The 20,034-nt window shown below is 65.9% G+C and carries 18 protein-coding genes; 7 read left to right on the top strand and 11 right to left on the bottom strand.

Annotation, left to right across the window (positions count from 1 at the left end):
• The first annotated feature begins 15 nt into the window (after positions 1–15).
• Entirely contained in the window at positions 16–894 is an 879-nt protein-coding gene (locus tag WBG56_RS01295; RefSeq protein ID WP_424264741.1) for a cytochrome c oxidase subunit 3, read from the top strand.
• Positions 895–924: 30 nt separating this feature from the next.
• Here WBG56_RS01295 and WBG56_RS01300 read toward each other — a convergent pair whose 3' ends face one another.
• The gene (locus tag WBG56_RS01300; RefSeq protein ID WP_424264742.1) at positions 925–1,131 is read right to left on the bottom strand and encodes a twin transmembrane helix small protein; all 207 of its coding nucleotides are present in this window, start codon (positions 1,129–1,131) and stop codon (positions 925–927) included.
• A gap of 112 nt (positions 1,132–1,243) precedes the next feature.
• Between WBG56_RS01300 and WBG56_RS01305 the strand changes: the two genes are divergently transcribed.
• From WBG56_RS01305 to WBG56_RS01325, 5 genes are all read left to right on the top strand, one after another.
• The gene (locus WBG56_RS01305; protein ID WP_424264743.1) at positions 1,244–2,038 is read left to right on the top strand and encodes an SURF1 family protein; all 795 of its coding nucleotides are present in this window, start codon (positions 1,244–1,246) and stop codon (positions 2,036–2,038) included.
• Entirely contained in the window at positions 2,035–2,643 is a 609-nt protein-coding gene (locus WBG56_RS01310; protein ID WP_424264744.1) for an SCO family protein, read from the top strand. The genes WBG56_RS01305 and WBG56_RS01310 overlap by 4 nt, the downstream gene beginning before the upstream one ends.
• Before the next feature lie 9 nt (positions 2,644–2,652).
• A complete protein-coding gene (locus WBG56_RS01315; RefSeq protein ID WP_424264745.1) occupies positions 2,653–3,729 on the top strand; it encodes a COX15/CtaA family protein in 1,077 nt (358 codons plus the stop codon).
• Between the two features lie 4 nt (positions 3,730–3,733).
• Positions 3,734–4,639, top strand: coding sequence for a heme o synthase (cyoE, locus tag WBG56_RS01320; RefSeq protein WP_424264746.1), 906 nt, complete (start codon positions 3,734–3,736; stop codon positions 4,637–4,639).
• Between the two features lie 68 nt (positions 4,640–4,707).
• Positions 4,708–5,319 carry an SCO family protein gene (locus tag WBG56_RS01325; RefSeq protein ID WP_424264747.1) on the top strand — a complete coding sequence of 204 codons (612 nt, stop codon included), beginning with the start codon at positions 4,708–4,710 and terminating at the stop codon, positions 5,317–5,319.
• Here the strand turns inward: WBG56_RS01325 and WBG56_RS01330 are convergent.
• The 10 genes from WBG56_RS01330 to WBG56_RS01375 all read right to left on the bottom strand — a co-directional run bounded on the left by WBG56_RS01330 (position 5,303) and on the right by WBG56_RS01375 (position 18,668).
• Positions 5,303–7,915 carry a cation:proton antiporter gene (locus WBG56_RS01330; protein ID WP_424264748.1) on the bottom strand — a complete coding sequence of 871 codons (2,613 nt, stop codon included), beginning with the start codon at positions 7,913–7,915 and terminating at the stop codon, positions 5,303–5,305. The genes WBG56_RS01325 and WBG56_RS01330 overlap by 17 nt on opposite strands.
• A 338-nt stretch (positions 7,916–8,253) precedes the next feature.
• Complete coding sequence (gene rpoH / locus WBG56_RS01335; RefSeq protein ID WP_424264749.1) at positions 8,254–9,159, bottom strand: RNA polymerase sigma factor RpoH; 906 nt, start codon at positions 9,157–9,159, stop codon at positions 8,254–8,256.
• Positions 9,160–9,342: 183 nt separating this feature from the next.
• Positions 9,343–10,197, bottom strand: a complete 855-nt coding sequence (locus tag WBG56_RS01340) for an endonuclease/exonuclease/phosphatase family protein (protein ID WP_424264750.1) — start codon at positions 10,195–10,197, stop codon at positions 9,343–9,345.
• A 17-nt stretch (positions 10,198–10,214) separates the two neighbouring features.
• A complete protein-coding gene (gene aspS, locus WBG56_RS01345; protein ID WP_424264751.1) occupies positions 10,215–12,005 on the bottom strand; it encodes an aspartate--tRNA ligase in 1,791 nt (596 codons plus the stop codon).
• A 45-nt stretch (positions 12,006–12,050) separates the two neighbouring features.
• Entirely contained in the window at positions 12,051–12,698 is a 648-nt protein-coding gene (locus tag WBG56_RS01350) for a DUF502 domain-containing protein (protein ID WP_424264752.1), read from the bottom strand.
• 18 nt (positions 12,699–12,716) lie between these two features.
• Positions 12,717–13,097, bottom strand: coding sequence for an FmdB family zinc ribbon protein (locus tag WBG56_RS01355; RefSeq protein WP_424264753.1), 381 nt, complete (start codon positions 13,095–13,097; stop codon positions 12,717–12,719).
• A 208-nt stretch (positions 13,098–13,305) separates the two neighbouring features.
• The gene (locus WBG56_RS01360; RefSeq protein WP_424264754.1) at positions 13,306–14,580 is read right to left on the bottom strand and encodes a putative Na+/H+ antiporter; all 1,275 of its coding nucleotides are present in this window, start codon (positions 14,578–14,580) and stop codon (positions 13,306–13,308) included.
• A 122-nt stretch (positions 14,581–14,702) separates the two neighbouring features.
• Entirely contained in the window at positions 14,703–16,316 is a 1,614-nt protein-coding gene (locus WBG56_RS01365) for a GMC family oxidoreductase (protein WP_424264755.1), read from the bottom strand.
• 119 nt (positions 16,317–16,435) lie between these two features.
• The gene (gene ubiA / locus WBG56_RS01370; protein WP_424264760.1) at positions 16,436–17,326 is read right to left on the bottom strand and encodes a 4-hydroxybenzoate octaprenyltransferase; all 891 of its coding nucleotides are present in this window, start codon (positions 17,324–17,326) and stop codon (positions 16,436–16,438) included.
• A 130-nt stretch (positions 17,327–17,456) separates the two neighbouring features.
• Positions 17,457–18,668, bottom strand: a complete 1,212-nt coding sequence (locus tag WBG56_RS01375; protein WP_424264756.1) for a PLP-dependent aminotransferase family protein — start codon at positions 18,666–18,668, stop codon at positions 17,457–17,459.
• A 312-nt stretch (positions 18,669–18,980) separates the two neighbouring features.
• On the opposite strand from WBG56_RS01375, the gene WBG56_RS01380 reads away from it, so the two are divergent.
• On the top strand, positions 18,981–20,034 hold a 1,054-nt coding region (locus WBG56_RS01380; RefSeq protein ID WP_424264757.1), incomplete at its 3' end, for a methyl-accepting chemotaxis protein.

Below are 20,034 nucleotides of genomic sequence, written 5' to 3' on the forward strand. Positions count from 1 at the left end.
AAAGAGGAGAACAACATGACAGCAGTTGCACAGACAGCGCATAGCGGCAAGGCTCCTTACTACTATGTTCCGCCTGGCTCGGCTCACCCCATCCGGGGCAGCCTCTGCATGCTGGCCACGCTGCTGGGCGCGGCCTTTTGGGTCAACGGCTACGCGTTCGGCCCCTGGCTATGCGTCGCCGGCATCCTGTGCATGTTCATGGTGCTATTCGGCTGGTTCGGGGATGCCATCCGCGAATCCGAAGGCGGCCTGAACAGCCAGCGCATCGACCATTCCTATCGCTGGAGCATGACCTGGTTCATTTTTTCCGAGGTCATGTTCTTTTCGGCCTTTTTCGGCGCCCTGTGGTACACCCGGGAAGTCTCCACCCCCTGGCTGAGCACCCTGGATTCCCAAACCTGGCTGTGGCCGAATTTCGCGGGCACCTGGCCTAACCTCGGCCCGGCCGGCACCATCGCGCCGTTCAAATCGGTGGGCCCGTTCTGGCTGCCCACCATCAACACCGCGCTGCTGCTGTCCTCGGCCCTGACCCTGACCATCGCCCACCACGCGTTGCGCGCCGCCCATCGGCCCAAAGCGATCTTCTGGCTGGCCGTCACGATCATCCTGGGCTTCACCTTCGTCGGCTGCCAGGCCTATGAATACCATCATGCCTACACCGAACTGAACCTGCGCTTCACGTCCGGCGCGTTCGGGGCGCTGTTCTACATGCTGACCGGCTTTCACGGTTTCCACGTGATTCTGGGCGCCACCATGCTGACGGTGATCTGGTTCCGTCTGGTACGCGGCCACTTCACGGCCGAAAACCATTTTGGCTTCGAAGGCGCGGCCTGGTACTGGCACTTCGTCGACGTGGTCTGGCTGGGCCTGTACATCTTCGTCTACTGGGTATAAACAGCCGATGTGCCGGCGGGGGGCATCGACCTACCCGACCGGCACACCGGTCGCATTGATCCAGCCCAGCGCGTGGGCCAGCAACAGCAACAAGAACAGGGCGATCGACAAACCCACGCGCCAAGTCAGGGCCCAGGCCATCCGGCTGCTGCCGCCCCGGTCCTGCATCAGGAATATCAGGGCCGAGCCCAAGCTGGCCACAATCGCCAGAAACAGTATGACAATCAGCACTTTCATGGATGGACCCCTGCTCTTCTATCCGTCACACTGAACCGCCACACCCAGTGGCACAATGTTTGCAACCGCCAGTCTATCTGATCCACAGCCTGTTTTTGATGTTGTCGCGCCCATGATTCAGCAACGCCCCGCCTCACGAAAAAAAGCCCTGGCGGCCATCGTATTGCTGATCCTGCTGGCCGCCGTGTGCATCGCCGCCGGCCAATGGCAATTGCGCAGGGCGCACGACCGGGAGGCCATCCGCGCCGCCCGGCTGGCGGGGCAACAGGCTCCCGCCCTGACCCTGACGGCCGCCACCCCCGACGGTCCGGACTGGCACCGCGCCACCGCCCGGGGACACTGGCTCAATCCATTTACTGTACTCCTGGATAATCGCAACCTCAAAGGCCAGCCGGGGTTCTGGGTGGCGACTCCTCTGGCTCTGCCCGACGCTCCCGGCACCGCCGTGCTGGTGCTGCGCGGCTGGGTCGCCCGGCCGCTGCCGCCGGCGTCCCTGCCCGATCTGACCGCCATCGGCGGCCCGGTGCAAGTCCACGGCACGCTGCTGCACCGGGTGCCCCGGCTGTTCGACCTGGGCAGCCTGACCGGCCACCCGGACACCACCCTGCCCCAGCCCTTTCCCGCCCCGGACGGCGTGCCGCCCCGGGTGCAGAATCTACCCCTGGACACCCTGGCCGCCGCATCGGGCCTGACGCTGCTGCCCGTGGTCCTGGAGCAGGCGCCCACCCAGGACGCCGGCCTGACCCAGGATTGGCCCGGGCCCTCCGAAAACGCCAGCCAGAATTACAACTATGCCGGGCAATGGTTCAGTTTCGCCGCCATCGCCCTGATCGCCGCCGCCGTGACGCTATGGCGTACATGGCGGCGCCCCGCCGCTCCCCAGAAACCCGAATCGGCCCGCTCATGACGACTGCTCCCGCCCGCCCGCGCTCCCTGACTCCGCTTATCGCCATCTTCCTGATCGCCCTGGCGCCAGTCGTACTTGCCCTGCTGGCCTATTACGTGCCCGCGCTGGGCCTGCGGCCCGCCATCCAGACCCAGTACGGTCAACTGGTCGACCCCCAGCGCCCCATTCCCGACCTGAACCTGCGCGACAGCCAAGGCCAGGCCTACGACCTGAACCAACTGAAAGGCCAGTGGCTGCTGATCAGCACGGGCCCGGGCGCCTGCCCCGAATCCTGCGTGCGCAGCCTGTTCGTGCTGCGCAATTCCCATGCCAGCCAGGGCAAGAATGTGGACCGGCTGGAACGCATCCTGTTCGTGACCGACGGCGCCCCGATCGCCCCGGTGGTGGGCGAAGCCTACGTCGGCACGCATGTGCTGCGGGCCGACCCGGCCCAGCTGGCGGCGTGGCTGGCCCCCGGCGCCAGCGATCCGGCGGCCGCCCTGGCATCCGGCATGTGGATCGTGGATCCCTTGGGCCACCTGATGATGCAGTTTCCGGACGGCAAGGATCCCGAAGGGGTGCGCGACGACATCCGCGCCCTGCTGAAGAATTCCCGGATCGGCTGACCCCCGCGCATGCGCACCGCATCCGATCCCGCCATCCCCCAGGACGCAGCCCCTGCGCCGCGCCGGATCCTGACCTACCGGCGGCTGGTCTTCCTGGCCTGGTTCCTGACCCTGGACCTGATCATGTTCGGCGCCTTCGTGCGCCTGACGGATTCCGGCCTGGGCTGCCCCGACTGGCCAGGCTGCTACGGCCATTTCAGCCCGCTGGGGGCCAGCGAATCCATCCAGCAGGCCTTGCAGGCCATGCCATACGGCCCGGTCAGCGCCTTCCAGGCATGGATCGAGATGATCCACCGCTACGCCGGGGCTTTCCTGGGGCTGCTGATCATCGCCTTCACCGTGCTGGCCTGGCGACTGCGCCGACAACTGTCGCACAGCCCGGCGCTGTCCACCGCCATCCTGGGCCTGGTTTGCCTGCAGGGCGCCTTCGGCGCCTGGACCGTCACCCACCGGCTGATGCCGCTGGTGGTCACCACCCACCTGGTCCTGGGCATGAGCCTGCTGGCCGCGATGACCTGGCTGGCCGCCCGCGAAAAAGCCCATGATCCGGTACCGGCCCCCCTGGCCAGCGGTCGGCGCTGGATGGCGCTGGGGCTGGCGGTGCTGTTCCTGCAGCTGGCGCTGGGCGGCTGGGTCAGCACCAACTACGCCGCCCTGGCCTGCATGGATTTCCCCACCTGTCACGGGGCCTGGGTGCCGGCCATGGACTTCCAGGGGGGATTCACCCTCCTGCGGGGCCTGGGCAAACAGACCAGCGGCGACCTGATTTCACAGGACGCCCTGACCGCCATCCACTGGACCCACCGCAATTTCGCGCTGGTGGTGCTGGCCCTGCTGGGTGGCCTGGCCTGGCGCTGGCGCCGCGTCCCCGGTCTGCGCGGGCCTGCGCGCCTGTTGCTGGCGCTGCTGGCGCTGCAGCTGGCCACCGGGCTGACCACCATCTTCTTCCAATGGCCGCTGCTGATCGCCGTCATGCACAACGGCGGCGCCGCCGGGCTGGTGCTGGTCAGCGTCACCCTGCTGTGGCGCCTGGCCCAGGCAGGGAAACCCCCTAGCTGCAAGCGTCCCCCAGGACGCCTAGAATGATCCCATGACAACCGCCGCTGCTGCCCATCACCCGTCCCTCCTGCGCCAGTACCTGGTGCTCACCAAACCCCGAGTCACCCAGCTGGCGGTCTTTTGCGCCGTCATCGGCATGTTCCTGGCCGTGCCCGGCCTGCCCCATCTGGGCCGGGTGGCCGCGGCCACACTGGGCATCTGGCTGCTGGCGGCCGCCGCATTTTCCGTCAATTGCCTGATCGAACGCGAAACCGACGCCCGCATGCGCCGCACGGCGCGGCGCGGCACGGCCTCGGGCCAGATCACCCCCCCTCAGGTGCTGCTGATGGCCGGGGTGTTGGGCGGCGCCGGCATGTTCATCCTGAACACCTGGGTCAACGCCCTGACCATGTGGCTGACCTTCGCCACTTTCGTCGGCTATGCCCTGATCTATACCGCGATCCTGAAGCCCCTGACGCCTCAGAACATCGTCATCGGCGGGCTGTCCGGCGCCATGCCGCCCGCCCTGGGCTGGGCCGCCATGGCCGACGCCGTCCCGGCCGAGGCCTGGGTCCTGGTGCTGATCATCTTCATCTGGACCCCGCCGCATTTCTGGGCGCTGGCCCTGTACCGCCACCACGACTACGAGGAATCCGGCCTGCCCATGCTGCCGGTCACGCACGGCCAGAACTTCACCCAGCTGCATGTGCTGCTCTACAGCATCGCCTTGTTCGCCGCGTCGCTGCTGCCCTACGTCATCCGCATGAGCGGCCCGGCCTACCTGGCGGCGGCCTGCCTGCTCAGCGGCTACTTCGTCTGGCAATCCTTTGTCCTGTATCGAAACTATTCCGACGCGCGAGCGCGTAAACTGTTCTGGTATTCGATTCTGTATCTGGCCTTGCTGTTCGCAGCGCTGTTGCTGGATCACTGGGTCGGCTTGGCGCTGGCCGGCAACTGATCCGTTCACCGGACTCACCGCCGCCTTCCCGTCAGGTCCCGGCCCCCTGACCCTGTCGTAGGTAAAGCATGTCCGTTTCATTTTCCGCCACCCGCCGCACCTTGCTGGCGGGGGCTGTCGCCGCCCTGCCCATGGCCCTGATGGGCTGCTCCCCCACACCCTCCGGCCCCTTGCCCTTCGAGGGCAACGACATCAGCGGCACCCACCTGGGCCGGGATCTTTCCATGACCGACACCACGGGCGCCCTGCGCACCCTGGCCGACTTCAAGGGCAAGGTCCTGCTGGTGTTCTTCGGCTACACCCAATGCCCGGACGTCTGCCCGACCGCCATGGCGCAGGCCGCCCAGGCCTTGCAGCTGCTGGGCGACCAGGCCTCCAAGGTCCAGGTCATCCTGATTTCCGTCGATCCGGCTCGCGACACCCCCGAAATCCTGGGCGCCTATGTGCATGCCTTCGACCCGTCCTTCATCGGCCTGACGGGCACCCCCGACCAACTGGACAAGACCGCGCGCTCGTTCAAGGCCTTCTACGCCAAGGAAGCCGGCCCCACGCCGGAACAATACGCCATGAATCATTCGGCGGCGTTCTACCTGATGGATCAGACCGGCGAGGCCCGCGCTCTGCTGGGGCCGTCCCTGACCCCCGAAGACATGGCCCACGACATCAAGCTTTTGCTGTAGATCCGTCCGGATCGTCCTCCCGGACGGCATCGGCCAGATCCGACAGCGCGGCCCCCGGCGAGGCATTCCCATGCAGATCGGGCAACGGCTCGTGCTGCCGTTCGCCCGATTCGAACTGTTGCCAGACTTCCACCGCCCGCAGGCGCTGGCGCACGATGGCGTCGATCTTGTCGCGCAGATCGGGCAGCCGCGCCAGCAGCTTCTTGAAATCCTTTTCCTGCAGCATCAACAGGCGGCTGTAGCCCAGCGACCGGACGCGCGCCTGGAAATCGTGATCCATGGCCAGCGCCATTTCGCCGAAGATCTGGCCGCTGCCCAGTTCGGCCGCCGTGCCGTCGGGCAGATCCAGGACCACCGCGCCGGACGCCACGAAATACATGGCGCGGCTGCGGCCGATCCGGGTGGGAATGTCTTGCCCGGGCACCACCAGACGCGGCTTGAGCACCTTGCAGATGGCCTCCATGGTGGCCTCGTCCAGACCTTCGAACAGGCTGACCCGCTTCACCATCTCCGCGGCGCTCAGGGCGATATCCAGGCCGTGGTGTTTTTCCAGCGGCCCCCAGCGCGTCTCCACCTGCTGGATCAGGTCGGAATAGGTTTCGCCGCTGATCAGGTTCTGCGCCAGCATGTCGCGGTAGCGCATGCGCTCCAGGGAACGCGCCATCCGCGCCAGATAGGCCTCCTGCAGATGCTGCGCATAACTGGGGTACTGCAGCGCCATGGCCTGCAGGGAGCCCTCCAGCAGCGTCAGGCGGCGCCGGTGCGCGGCAATGATGATGTCGGCGACCTCCGACCCCAGCAAAGGCTGCACGTCGGTGCGCGCGAACTGGATCAGACGGCGGGCCACGGCCCACTTGCACATCAGATTGGTGAAACGCTGCGCCAGTTCGCGCGCCAGCCAGAAAGGCCTGCCGGTCAGGTGATGCAGGCGCAGGACCAGCCGCAGGGAATTCGAATAGCGCAGGTCGCCTTCGATGGCGGATTCGAATCCTTCAAGCCCGCCGGCCCGCACGGCATCGCCCAGGCGCTCGGCGCGGGCCAACAGGGATTCCGCCGTGCGCCAGTCCACCACCTGGGCTTTCAGCGTTTCGAAGAACATCTCTTCTTCCCGGCCCGCCAGAATGCCCATGCCCACGGCGACCTTCTGGTCCATGGACAACTGATGCACCTGCGCCGCGTCCACGCTGGCCTGGCTGGCATCGAAGACGGTATTCAGGCGGTCCAGCACCTCCTGGCCGATATGCTCGTTACGGGCGATCTCATCGATCCGCAGCCGCAGGGATTCCAGTTCCACGACCTGAGCCTGGTCGCGCAAGGCCCGGTCCACCGGCGACAACTGATTCAAGCCCAAGCGGGCGATCAGGGGGCGCAGGGTCATGCCGTTGACGAACAGCGTCATCAACACGAACCCCGTGGTCGCCACCGCGATGAACTGGCGGGCCTCGTGCGGCACGGCCGGCTGTTCCGTCACGGCCAGGGCCAGGGCCAGCGACACGGCGCCGCGCAAACCGCCCAACAGCATCACGGCGCGGTAGGCGGGACTGACCTGGGTGCTCAGTCGCAGCCGCCCCAGCAGCGGCAGCAGGCCATAGACCATCACCGCCCGCGCCGCCAGCGTGACGATGAAGACCACCAGGATCAGCAGCACTTCCATCCAGGTGATTTCCGCCATCATGCGCGGAATCAGCATGGCGGCGAACAGGAAGATCAGGGAATTGGCCCAGAAGCCGAACTGCGCCCAGGCGCCTTCCAGTTGTTCGAAGGTCGTGGGCGACATGCGGGTGCGGCCGTTGGACCCCACCACCAGGCCGGCGATCACCGTCGCGACCACGCCCGACACGCCCAGATAGTGTTCCGCCACATAGAACGTCAGGTAGGCCAGGGCCACGGTCAGGGTGACCTCGGCCGCCGGCCAGCCCCGCAGCCAGCGAAACAGCGCCGTCGCCAGCCGCCCCATGGCCAGCCCCGCCAGGCCGCCGCCGATGAAACTGAACAGAAAACTGCCGACGACCCGCGTCATGGACAGGTCTCCGCCGCTGAACAGGACGCTGAGCAGCACGGAATACAGGGCGATGGATGCCGCGTCGTTGAACAGGGATTCGCCTTCGACCAGCGTGGTCAGGCGGCGCGGCGCCCCGACCTCGCGAAAGATGCCGACGACGGCCACCGGGTCCGTGGTGGCGACGATGGCCCCCAGCATCAGGCAGACCACCAGGCCGTAGGGGGAGATGGCCGCCAGGGAAAAGCCCACCGCCACCGTGCAGACCACCACCGCCACGATGGCCATCACCAGGATCGGACTGATGTCGTCCATCAAGCGGCGGATGTTCATCGCCAGCGCGGTTTCGAACAGCAGCACCGGCAGGAAGACGAACAGGAAAGTTTCAGAGGAGATTTCGAAGTGCTGCAGCGAGTCGAGGAAATCCGCCACCACGCCCGGCGCCCAGCCGTGCACGTGGATGATCACACCCAACACGAAACCGACGATGGCCAGCAGCACGGAATAAGGCAGGCGCAGCCGCCCCGCCAAGGGGGGCATGAAAGAAATCAGGGCCAGCAGCCCTGCCAGGCCAAAGACCAAGAGGCCGATTTTCATGGTCGAAACACATCACAAGAGTCGCGTCGCCTATTATGTTACAGGCGGGCCGGGCTTGTCTGAAACAATTGTGGCAAACGGGCGGGCCGCCACCGGCCGGATCGCCCCGCGACGGATCACCTTGCCGGCGGACCTGCGCGCAAAAAAAAAGGGATGCCATCAAGGCATCCCGTGAACATCCGCTTCGATAGGGAGGGGAAGAGGAGAAGCAGAAGCGGACGACAAGACGACGAGGCCCGAAGGCCAGACGTTCGTCCATGTCAGCTTAGTCCCGCGGTTCCGATGAAAGTTCAGTCCCCGGCCCGCCCCAAACGTAATAAATCGTATCCGCCCTGCGATCAGGCGGCCATGAAATCCGGCTGCCGGTCGGCCAGGGCGGTTTTCAGCTTTTTCAGGGCGGCGGATTCGATCTGGCGGACGCGTTCGGCCGAAATGCCATATTCGGCCGCCAGTTCGTGCAAGGTGGCGCCGCCGTCATCGGCCAGCCAGCGGGCCCGCACGATGTGCTGCGAACGGTCGTCCAGGGTATCCAGGGCATCCGCCAGGCCCTGGCTTTGCAGCGTATCCATGCTGCGACGCGCCAGCACCTGGGCCGGTTCCTGACTGTCGTCGGCCAGCCAGGCAATAGGCGCGAAACGGTCTTCGTCGTCGGCCGGCGCGTCCAGGGCGCAATCCCCGCCCGACAGGCGGACTTCCATTTCAGCGACGTCCTCGGGGCGCACGTCGAGTTCGCGGGCGATGTCGGACACCTGATCCGGCGCCAGGGTATGGCCGTCCGGGCGCATGCGCCGCAGGTTGAAGAACAGTTTGCGCTGGGCTTTGGTCGTGGCGATCTTCACCAGACGCCAGTTGCGCACCACGTATTCATGGATTTCGGCGCGGATCCAGTGCACGGCGAAGGACACCAGGCGCACCCCCCGGTCGGGGTCGAAACGGCGCACGGCCTTCATCAGGCCGATATTGCCTTCCTGGATCAGGTCGGCGTGCGCCAGGCCGTAGCCCAGATACTGGCGGGCAACGGACACCACCAGACGCAGATGAGACAGAATCAATTCGCGGGCGGCTTCCAGATCGTTGCCGTCGCGCAACCGGCGGCCCAGACTGGATTCCTGTTCGGCCGTCAGCAGGGGCAGGCGGTTCACCGCCCCGATATAGGCATCGATGGTGCCCAGTGCCCCCGGGTTGGAAATGGCCTGCGCAAGCTGGGCCGGCGCCAACACCAGGGAAGACGAAGTGTGGCTCATGGCAAAGTCCTTGGGATCATACCCAGTGATCTTAGCACTCTATGTACCAGAGTGCTAATTTTCAGGTAACAGGGTTTAGACGGCAGCCGGCCGGAAAAGTTCCCGGCGGCAGGTCCGCGCCGCCCCCGCTTTCACGCCCGCCGCAGCGCCCCGGCGCGACCCGCGCCGATCGGGCGGCCCGGGCTAAGGCAATTCCAGATCGGCCACCAGCGGAGCATGATCCGACAATTTCTTCCAGGGCGCCCCATGCAGCACCCGCGCCCGCCGCACGGCAAAGCCGCGCTGGTAGATGCGGTCCAGACGCAACCAGGGAAAGACCGACGGAAAGGTGCGCGGCGGCGGCGTCAGGCGAGCCGCATGCCCCATCATCGACAAGGCGGGCGCGGTGCCCAGCCGCTGCCCCGGAAGCCAGGACATGCGCTGGCGCAACTGCGCCACCCGATGGCGCAGGCGGTAGATCTCGTCCGCCCCTTGCGGAGCGGCGGCGAAGACTTCCACCAGCCCCAGCTGTTCGACGAACAGGGGCGCCAAGCGATTGGCCCAGTCGTTGAAATCGCCTGCGATCAGCAGCGGCTCGGAATCCGGCACCAGCCGCCGGATGCGCTCCACCAGGGCATGCACCTGACGCGATCGGCCGCCGGCCAGCAGCCCCAGGTGCACCACCAGGCAGTGCACCGGCGTCTGCTCCACCTGCACGACCCCATGCAGCAACCCGCGCTGCTCCAGACGATGGTCCGAAATATCCTGGTTCTCGTAATACAGGATCGGGTAGCGGGACAACAGGGCATTCCCGTGATCGGTGGCCGTGCGCACGGCATTGCAGCCATAGGCGACCTGCATGCGCATACTGGCCGCCAGCGATTCGTGCTGCGCATCCAGGCTGCCGTGCCGCTGGTTGCGCCCCTGGACTTCCTGCAAAAACAGCAGATCGGGACGCAGGCCATAGAGGCCCAGCCGCAGGTCCGCCAGCGATTCCCGCCCACCGCTGGCCGAGCGGCCCTTGTGGATGTTGTAGCTGACGACCCGCACGACTGGCATGCTCCGGCCCTCCGGTTTTATTGCGCCTCGGTCTGACGCAGGCGGATGTGCAGTTCACGCAACTGCTTTTCGTCCACCGGCGACGGCGCCTGCACCAGCAGATCCTGGGCGCGCTGGGTCTTGGGGAAGGCGATCACGTCGCGGATGGATTCCGCGCCCGCCATCAGCGTCACCAGACGGTCCAGGCCGAAGGCCAGACCGCCATGCGGGGGCGCGCCGAACTGCAGCGCGTCCAGCAGGAAGCCGAATTTTTCGCGGGCCTCGTCCTCTTCGATCTTCAGGGCCTTGAAGACCTTGGTCTGCACGTCGGCGCGGTGGATACGTTCCGACCCGCCGCCCACTTCCCAGCCATTCATGACCATGTCGTAGGCGCGCGCCAGGGCGGCGCCAGGATTGGATTCCAGCAGGTCTTCGTGACCGGCCTTGGGGCAGGTGAAGGGGTGGTGCGCGGCGGTGTAGCGGTTCTCGCCCTCGTCGTATTCGAACATGGGGAAATCCACCACCCACAGGGGCTGCCAGCCGGCTTCGAACAGGCCGTTGTTGCGGCCGAATTCGCTCAGGCCGATCTTGACCCGCAGGGCGCCGATGGCGTCGTTCACGACCTTCGTGCGGTCGGCGCCGAAGAAGATCAGGTCGCCGCTCTGGGCGCCGGTGCGCTCAATCAGGCCGCGCAGGGCATCGACGTTGATGTTCTTGACGATGGGCGACTGCAGGCCTTCGGGAATGGCGGCTGCGTCATTGACCTTGATGTAGGCCAGTCCACGGGCGCCATAGATGCCCACGAACTGCGTGTAGGCGTCGATTTCGCTGCGCGGCAGGCTGGCGCCGCCCGGCACGCGCATGGCGACCACGCGGCAGGCCGGGTCTTTCGCCGGACCGGCGAACACCTTGAAGTCCACGTCCTGCATCAGGTCGGCGATGTCGGTGAATTCCAGCTTCACACGCAAATCGGGTTTGTCGGACCCGTAGCGGCGCATGGCCTCGGACCAGCTCATGACCGGGAATTCGGGCAAGGCGACGTCCAGCACCTTCCGATAGATCTCGCGCACCATGCCTTCGAAGATCTCGCGGATCTGGACTTCGTCCAGGAAGGACGTTTCGCAATCGATCTGCGTGAATTCCGGCTGGCGGTCGGCGCGCAGGTCTTCGTCGCGGAAGCATTTGGTGATCTGATAGTAGCGGTCGAACCCGGCCACCATCAGCATCTGCTTGAACAACTGCGGCGACTGCGGCAGCGCGAAGAATTCGCCCGGATTGACGCGCGACGGCACCAGATAGTCGCGCGCGCCCTCGGGGGTGCTGCGGGTCAGCATCGGAGTCTCGATGTCGATGAAGCCCAGCGCGTCCAGGAAATTGCGGGCCACCATCGACACGCGGTAGCGCAGCATCAGGTTGCGCTGCATCTGCGGGCGGCGCAGGTCCAGCACCCGGTGCGTCAGGCGCGTGGTTTCCGACAGATTGTCGTCATCCAGCTGGAACGGCGGCGTCACCGACGGATTCAGGATTTCCAGTTCACGGCACAGGATTTCGACGTCGCCCGACAGCAGGTCGGGATTGCGCGTGCCTTCGGGGCGCAGCCGGACCAGGCCCGTGATGCGCAGGCAATATTCATTGCGGATGCGTTCGGCGGTGGCAAAGGCCGTCTGATTGTCGGGGTCCACCACGATCTGGGCCAGGCCCGCCCGGTCGCGCAGGTCGATGAAGATCACCCCGCCGTGATCACGGCGGCGATGGACCCAGCCGAACAGGGTGACGGTCTGGTCAAGATGGGCTTTGGACACCTCGCCGGTGTAGCAGGTACGGTTCAAGAATGACTCCGAAATATTTGAAAGCAATGCTGCGGATGTTTGGAACTACTGCGGCGCATCACCGCCGGCGGCCGGAGCCGGCCGGACGGTGGGCGGCGGGGTCAGCGGGGGCGGCGCCACCACCCCCATGGACACCACGTATTTCAGGGCGGTTTCGACCGACATGTCGAGCACCTGGACATCGGCGCGCGGCATCATCAGAAAGAACCCGGAGGTGGGGTTGGGCGTCGTCGGCACATACACGCTGATGAAATCGCCCGTCAGCAGGCCGGCGATCTCATCGCACGGCGCGCCCGTCAGAAAACCGATGGTCCAGGCGCCCTGGCGCGGATACTGCACCAGAATGGCCTGGCGAAACGCCTGGCCATTGGGCGCGAACACGGTGTCGCTGACCTGCTTGACCGAATTATAAATGGAGCGCACCAGCGGAATGCGCCCCAACAGCGATTCCCAGCGCGACAGGATGGCGCGACCGATGAAATTGGCGCAGAACAGACCGGTGACCAGGATGACGAACAGCACCAGGACCAGTTCGAAGCCGGGAATGGCCACGCCGAACAGGACTTCCGGCGACAGGAACGCGGGCACCAGGGAATCCAGGGTGCGGGCCAGCGTCATGAGCACCCAGAGGGTGATCACCAGCGGCAGCCAGATCAGCAGGCCGGTAATGAAATAGCGTTTGAAAAATCGCATGGATGACAGGACCGGGCGTCAGCCCGGCGCGGCGGCCGGAGCGGCGCTGCTGGAAGAGGCCGAGCCGGACGCAGCCGCGCCCGACCCGCTGCCCGAAGACGCGGAGGCGGGCGCGGCGGCCGCCCCCCCGGACGAAGCGCCGTTGGAGGCGCCAGGGTCCGCGGATGCCGACGCACCGGCAGCACCCAGCACCCCTTCGGAGTGCGAGCCGGACTTCCCGCCCCGGAAATCGGTTTCGTACCAGCCCGAGCCCTTCAGGCGGAAACCCGCCGCCGTGACCTGTTTTTCATAAGCGGCCTGCCCGCAGGCCGGACATACCGTCAGGCGCGGGTCGGACATTTTCTGCAGCACGTCCTGCTGATGACCGCAGTGGCTGCAACGATAGACATAAATCGGCACAACATCGTCCTGATAATCTGAACTGCCTGGATTTTAGTCCTTTTAGGGGACATCTGAATAAGTCGGGCGGCAAGCGGGCGCTACGGATCGGGATGGGATGCAAGGCGCGAACCGCAGCGATAGCCGTCGCTATCGCGAGGATGGGCAACGCCGCAGACCGCCCGAATCCGGAGATGCACGCGGCGCGGCGACTTGTTCTGACGTTCCCTTAGCCAAAAGCATTGGGCAGCAGGAACATCACGGCCGCCACCAGCGTGGGCACGGCCGCCGCCCCCAGCAGCTTCAGCGGCGAAATCGTGCCGTCGCCAAAGCAGCCCTTCAGGATGGAGAACCCCGCCGGATTGGGCGCATTGGCGATCACGGTCAGCCCGCCGCCCGTGACGGCCCCCGCCACCAGCATGTAGCGCCAGAGCTCGTCGGTGCCCTCCACCAGCGACCCCAGATAGGTCAGGGCCGCGTTGTCGGTGACGGCGGTCAGGGCCGTGGCGCCCAGATACAGCACGAAGGGCGACAAGCCGGCCAGCAGGTCCTGCAGCCACCACTGCTGCAAGCCGCCCAGCACCACCAGGCCGGCCAGGAAGAACCCCACCATCAGGCCTTCGCGCAGCAACAGCGGGGACTGATGGCGTTTATAAGCATGGGCGTAGCCGATGAACAGCACCAGCAGCGCCAGGAAGATCTTGATGTGGTGCGAGGCCAGCACCACCCCCACCAGGAACAGCACGTGCACGGCCATCACCACCCGCGACACCGGATCGCGGACCGGGTCCTTGTCCTGCACGCCCAGATCGCCGTTGAGCAGGAAAGGCCGGCAGATCCAGGTCAGGACCAGGCCGTTGAGCAACACCGCCGTCACCGCCCGCCAGCCGAAATGCGTGGCCATGAAGGCGGTATCCCAACCAAACGTCTGGGCCACCATCAGGACGGGCGGCGCCGCATAGGCCGTCAACACCCCGCCGATGGAGACATTGACGAACAGCACGCCCACCGTCAGGTACTTGAAGCCGTCCTGGCCCGGGCGGCGGAAATACGCCTGGCGCAGCAACAGGGCGGCCAGCGTCATGGCGGCCGGCTCGGTGATCAGCGACCCCGACAGCGGCACCAGCGTCATGATGACGAAAAAGCGGGCCAGCTCGCTGCTGATCGGCAGCACCCGCGCCACGCCATCCACCACCAGGCGGACCAACTCGATGATGGGCCGGCTGGCGGCCACCACCATGATGACGAACACGAAGGCCGGTTCGGTGAAATTACGGGTGTCCAGGTATTCGACGGCGCCATGGACGCCCAGCGTCAGCCCCATCCAGACGAACAGCGCGCAGGCCCACACGCCGAAGACGGCCTCGACTTCGGACAGCAAGTGCCATAAACCGGCGTGACGGCCGCCCTGATTGGCCAGGCGGGCGAAAACCGGCACGGAAAACGTGTGAATGATGGCGATGGCAAACAGTACGCTGGCCACGACCTCGGTGTGACTGACCATATCCGGGTCCAAAAAATAGGCTGAACGAAAGGCCTGCAGCGCCTTCTGGGGGAACGGCAATACAGGCCCGGGAACATTTCAAGAGCCGCCCGACAAGAAACCGACGGGCGTTTCGGTAAAGCTCAGGCGCCGCCCAGGATCAGACGGGCGCCCTTTTCGGCAATCATGATAGTGGGCGAATTGGTATTGCCCGAGGTGATCACCGGCATGATGGATGCATCGATCACCCGCAGGCTTTCCACCCCTCTGACACGCAATTCAGGGTCGACCACCGCCAACGGATCGACGCCCATTTTACATGTCCCCACCGGATGGAAAATCGTGGTGCCGATATCGCCGGCGGCGGCCTCCAGGGCTTCCTGCGTCTGGATGGCGTCGCCGGGCAGATATTCCCGCGGCTGATAGGAGGCCAGCGCGGGCTGCGCCATGATGCGCCGCGTCAGGCGTAGCGCATCGGCCGCCACGGCGCGATCTTCGGGAGTCTGCAGGTAATTGCAGAGGATATCCGGATGATCCGCCACGTTGGGCGAGGTGATGCGCACATGGCCCCGGCTGCTGGGCTGCAGATTGCACACCGAAGCCGTCATGGCCGGGAAGCGGTGCAGCGGGTCGCCGAATTTATCCAGCGACAGCGGCTGCACATGGTATTCCAGGTTGGCGCGGGGGCGGGACGGGTCGGACCGGGCGAAGGCGCCCAGTTGCGACGGCGCCATGGACAGCGGCCCGCGCCGAAACAGCGCGTATTGCAGGCCCATCCAGGCCTTGCCCCACCAGGCATTGGCCAGGGCATTCAGGGTCAGGCCTTTTTGCAGGCGGTAAATCATGCGCAGTTGCAGGTGATCCTGCAGATTTTCACCCACGCCCGGCAGATCATGCACCAGCGGAATCCCCAGGTGACGCAGGCGGTCGGCCGGCCCGACCCCCGACACCTGCAGCAACTGCGGCGAACCGATGGCGCCCGCCGCCAGGATCAATTCGCGGCGCGCCACGGCATGGCGGCGCAGACCGTCCTGCACAAAGGCGACCCCGGTGGCGCGGCGCCCGGAAAACTCGATGCGCTCGACGCAGGCGCCGGTCAGCACCTGCAGATTGGCGCGCCCCATCACCGGATGCAAGAAGGCCTTGGCCGCATTCCAGCGCACGCCCCGGCGCTGATTGACCTCGAAGTAGTTGCAGCCTGCGTTGTCGCCCCGATTGAAGTCATCCGTGCGTTCGATGCCGGCCTGCGCGGCCGCATCCCGGAACGCATCCAGCACGGCCCAGCTCAAGCGCTGGGATTCGACCCGCCAGGTGCCCGATGCGCCGTGGAATTCGCTGGCCCCCGCGTGGTGATCCTCCACGTCGCGAAACAGCGGCAACACATCGCGCCAGGCCCAGCCGGGGTTGCCCAGGGCTTCCCAGTGGTCATAATCCGCCGCCTGCCCGCGCAGGTACAGCATGCCGTTGATGGAGGAAGACCCCCCCAGCACCCGGCCGCGCGGATACCCCAAAGACCGGTAGTTCAGGCCCGGGTCGGGCTGCGTGTGATAGCACCAGTCGGTGCGCGGATTGCCGATGCAATACAGATAGCCGACGGGGATGTGGATCCAGCGCCAGTCGTCGGGGCCGCCGGCCTCGATCAGCAGGACGCGGTGATACTGCGACAGACGATTGGCCAGCAAGCAGCCGGCAGAGCCGGCCCCCACGATGACGTAGTCGAATTCCAGTTGCGTTTCAGCGGGGGTGTTGCCTGCCATCGAGCGTCTCCTGGGGCCTGGAGACAGCCCCTGATCTTTTCAGATCAGTCTAGCCGTAATTACGCGCGCGCGCCAAGAAACCCATCCGCCGCGGCGGGGAATGCCGGACGGCCCGGATCCTACACGGGCAGGACGGTCCCGGCCAGCCCGGCCACGATCAACAGCACGCCCACCTGCATATTCGAGCGGAAAATGCGCAGACCGCGTTCGGGATGGCGCACGTCGAACACCGTCATCTGCCAGATGAAATGGCCGGCGATGACCGCCATGACGACGTAGTATGGCCAATCCATCCCCATGCCCCAGCCCGCCGCCGTCCACAGCGCGGCCGTGACGACATAGAAGCCGCCGATCCAGGCCCGCCCCCGATCGCCGAACCACATGGCGACGGACTTCAGGCCCAGCATGCGGTCGTCGCGCAGATCGATATAGGCATAGACGGCGTCGTAGCCGATCTGCCAGAGCACCGCCCCCACCCACATGGCCACGCCATACCAAGGCAGCATGTCCCGCGTATCGGTCCAGGCCATCAGCATGCCCCAGTTGAAAGCCATGCCCAGCACAGCCTGCGGCCAATAGGTAAAGCGTTTGCACAAGGGGTAGATCACCACCAGCGGCACCAGCGCCAAGGCCAGCCAGCGGCTATAGGCGTTGACGGCCAGCAGCAGGCTGGCGCTCACCAGCAACTGCGCGGCGGCGAACCACAGGGCGGCCCGCAGCGTCAATTGGCCGCTGGTCAGCGGCCTGAAGCGGGTGCGTTCCACCTGGCGGTCGAAATTGCGATCGAAGATATCGTTGAAGGTGCAACCCACCCCGCGCATCAGCAGCGCGCCCAGCGAGAAGATGAACAACCGCCACACGGTGGGCCAGCCATCGGCGGCCTGCACCAGGGCCGCCAGCGCCGGCAGCAGCGTCAGCCAGGTGCCCACCGGACGGTCCAGCCGGCACAGCCGGGCATAAGGCCCCCAGGCGGCCGGCAACCAGCGGGCCACCCAGTCGTCGTGCCGCATGTCGGACAGATCCGGTCCGGCGCCGCCCGGGCCGGGCGCGGCAGGCCCCGCCCGCCCGGCGATGGAATCCGGATCGGCAGCCGAACGGCCGGAGGCGCCCGGATCGGCGCCTGGCGACCGGTTTTTCATATTAGCGGCCCCCGACTGCCGGGCCGATCAATTCACCCAGCACCTGGATACCGGCGCGGATGCGGTCTTCGGACACCGTGACGAAACTGAGCCGCAGCGTATTGGTCGGCGCCCGCACCCCGGCGTAGAACGGCGCCCCCGGCACGAAGGCGACATTGCGGGCGATGGCCCGCTGCAGCAATTCGGCCGTATCGATGCCGTCGCGCAGCGTGACCCAGATGAACATGCCGCCCTGCGGCTGCGTCCACTGGGCATCCGCCGGGAAATAGCGCTGCAGGGCGTCGAGCATATAGCCGCACTGGCGCTGGTACAAAGCCCGGACTTTGGGCAGATGCTGGTGCAGGAACCCGTTGCGCACGGTCTCGTAGACCGCCATCTGGGTGACCGTGGCCGTGTGCAGATCGGTGGCCTGCTTGATCTGCACCAGTTTGCCGATGATGTCGCGCGGCGCCACGACATAGCCCAGGCGCATGCCCGGCGCCAGCACCTTGGAAAACGTGCCCAGGCGGATCACGGTCGCCCCCACGGCGCGTCCGAGTTCCAGCAGACTGGGTTGGGGCTCGCCCCCATAGCGAAGCTCGCCGTAGGGATCGTCCTCGATGACGGGCAGCCCCAGGGCGGCGCATCGTTCGACCAGCGCCTGACGGCGGGCCCGATCCAGCGTCAAGCCCGTCGGGTTCTGGAAATTGGGCAACGCGTAGATGAACCGCGCGTCCCGGCACAGTTCGTCATCCAGGGCCTCCGGAATCAAGCCGCCGGCATCGGTGGGCACCGATTGGAATTGCGGCTCGAACAGGGAAAACGACTGCAGCGCGCCCAGATAGCTGGGGGCCTCGACCAGCACCTTCGAGCCCGGGTCGATGAACAGTTTGCCCAGCATATCCAGGGCCTGCTGCGAACCGGAGACGATCAGGACTTCTTCGGGATCGATCAGGGTGCCATCGCGGGACAGATCCCGCGCCACCCATTCACGCAAGGGCGTGTAGCCTTCTGTGCGGCCGTACTGCAGCGCCGTGGCGCCCTGGGTGGCCAGGACGCGGTCGAACGCAGCCTGCAATTCCGCGATGGGGAAGCCTTCAGGCGAAGGGAGCCCCCCTGCGAAGGAAATGACCTCGGGGCGTTCGGTGATCTTGAGGATCTCGCGAATGGCCGAACTGGTGAGTTGCCTGGCGCGTTGGGAAAAAACAGCGGGGGTGGAAGTCAGCGTGTCCATGATGAAAGCCCGAATGAAAGCCTGCCTTGTGAGCCGGCCGATTGGCATGAACCGATCAGCCCGGATCGACGGGCGGCCGGCGCGGATGACAGGGTTTCCCGACTCTGGAAAACCCCAAGCTTTCTATATTAGAACAATTGCCTGCCTTTGTTAGGGCGATCCGCCCGCCTTTGCAGCGGCTACGGGCTAACCCCAATACCGGCGACAAATGATAAATATTGCAATATATCGTGACGTGCGCGCACATCCCCCACCCCGGCACGGCGCGCCAGTCAGGGCAACCCACTACTTTCCGACAACACAAAGGCATCCATGAAAAACCTGAAGATCGGCACCCGTCTGGCGATCGGATTCGGCTTCGTCATCCTGCTGCTGATGGTCATAGCCGCCATCGGCCTGTGGCGCATCCTGGACAGCAATGCGTCCAGCCAGCTGCTGCAGGGGCGCGAAGCCAACAATGCCATGATCCTGCAGTGGGCCCGCCAGACCGAAGTCAACAACAACCTGACGCTGGCCGCCACCAACATGAACGACCCGGAAGCCCAGGCCAAGGCCAAACAGAGCCTGGAAGCATCCGACCAGCGCATCAAATCCTTCCACAAACAGCTGCACGACACGATCAAGCACCCCCAGGCCGTCGCGCTGTACCAGCAGGCCATCGCCGATCAGAACACCTACTTCCAGAAACGCGATGAGGCCTTCAAGTTTCTGGAGAACTGGGACGTCGGCAAGGCCAAGGCCTTCTTCGGCCACGAAATGCCGGATCTCAGCGGCAAGGTCACCGACACCATCGACCAGTTGAGCGCCTTCCAGAACCAGTACACCGACCAGGTCTTCGAGCAGACCTTCGAGGGCAACCGGGTGGGCCTGCTGATCCTGGGCCTCGCCGCGCTGCTGGCGCTGCTCGTCAGCCCGATCTTCGCCTGGCGCGTCACCCGGTCCGTCACCCATCCGCTGCGCCGCGCCGTCCGGTTGGCCGAATCCGTGGCCCGACGCGACCTCAGCCAGCGCATCCGGGCCAAAGGCACGGACGAGGTCGGCCAGTTATTACGAGCGCTGGGCACCATGACGGAGCAACTGCACGACACAGTCAAGGACGTGCGCAGCGGCGCCGATTCGATCGCCTCGGCGGCCGGCCAGATTTCCGCCGGCAACCTGGACCTGTCCTCGCGTACCGAACAGCAGGCCAGCTCCCTGGCGCAAACCGCCGCCACCATGGAAGAAATCACCGCCACCGTACGCCAGAACGCCGACAACACCCAGCAGGCCAACACCCTGGCCGCCGCCGCCGCCAAAACCGCCACCAACGGCGGCACCCTGGTCGCCCAGCTGGTCGACACCATGGGCGAGATCAACAGCAAATCCC

This window comes from Castellaniella sp. (assembly GCF_049671645.1).
GTDB lineage: Bacteria > Pseudomonadota > Gammaproteobacteria > Burkholderiales > Burkholderiaceae_B > Castellaniella.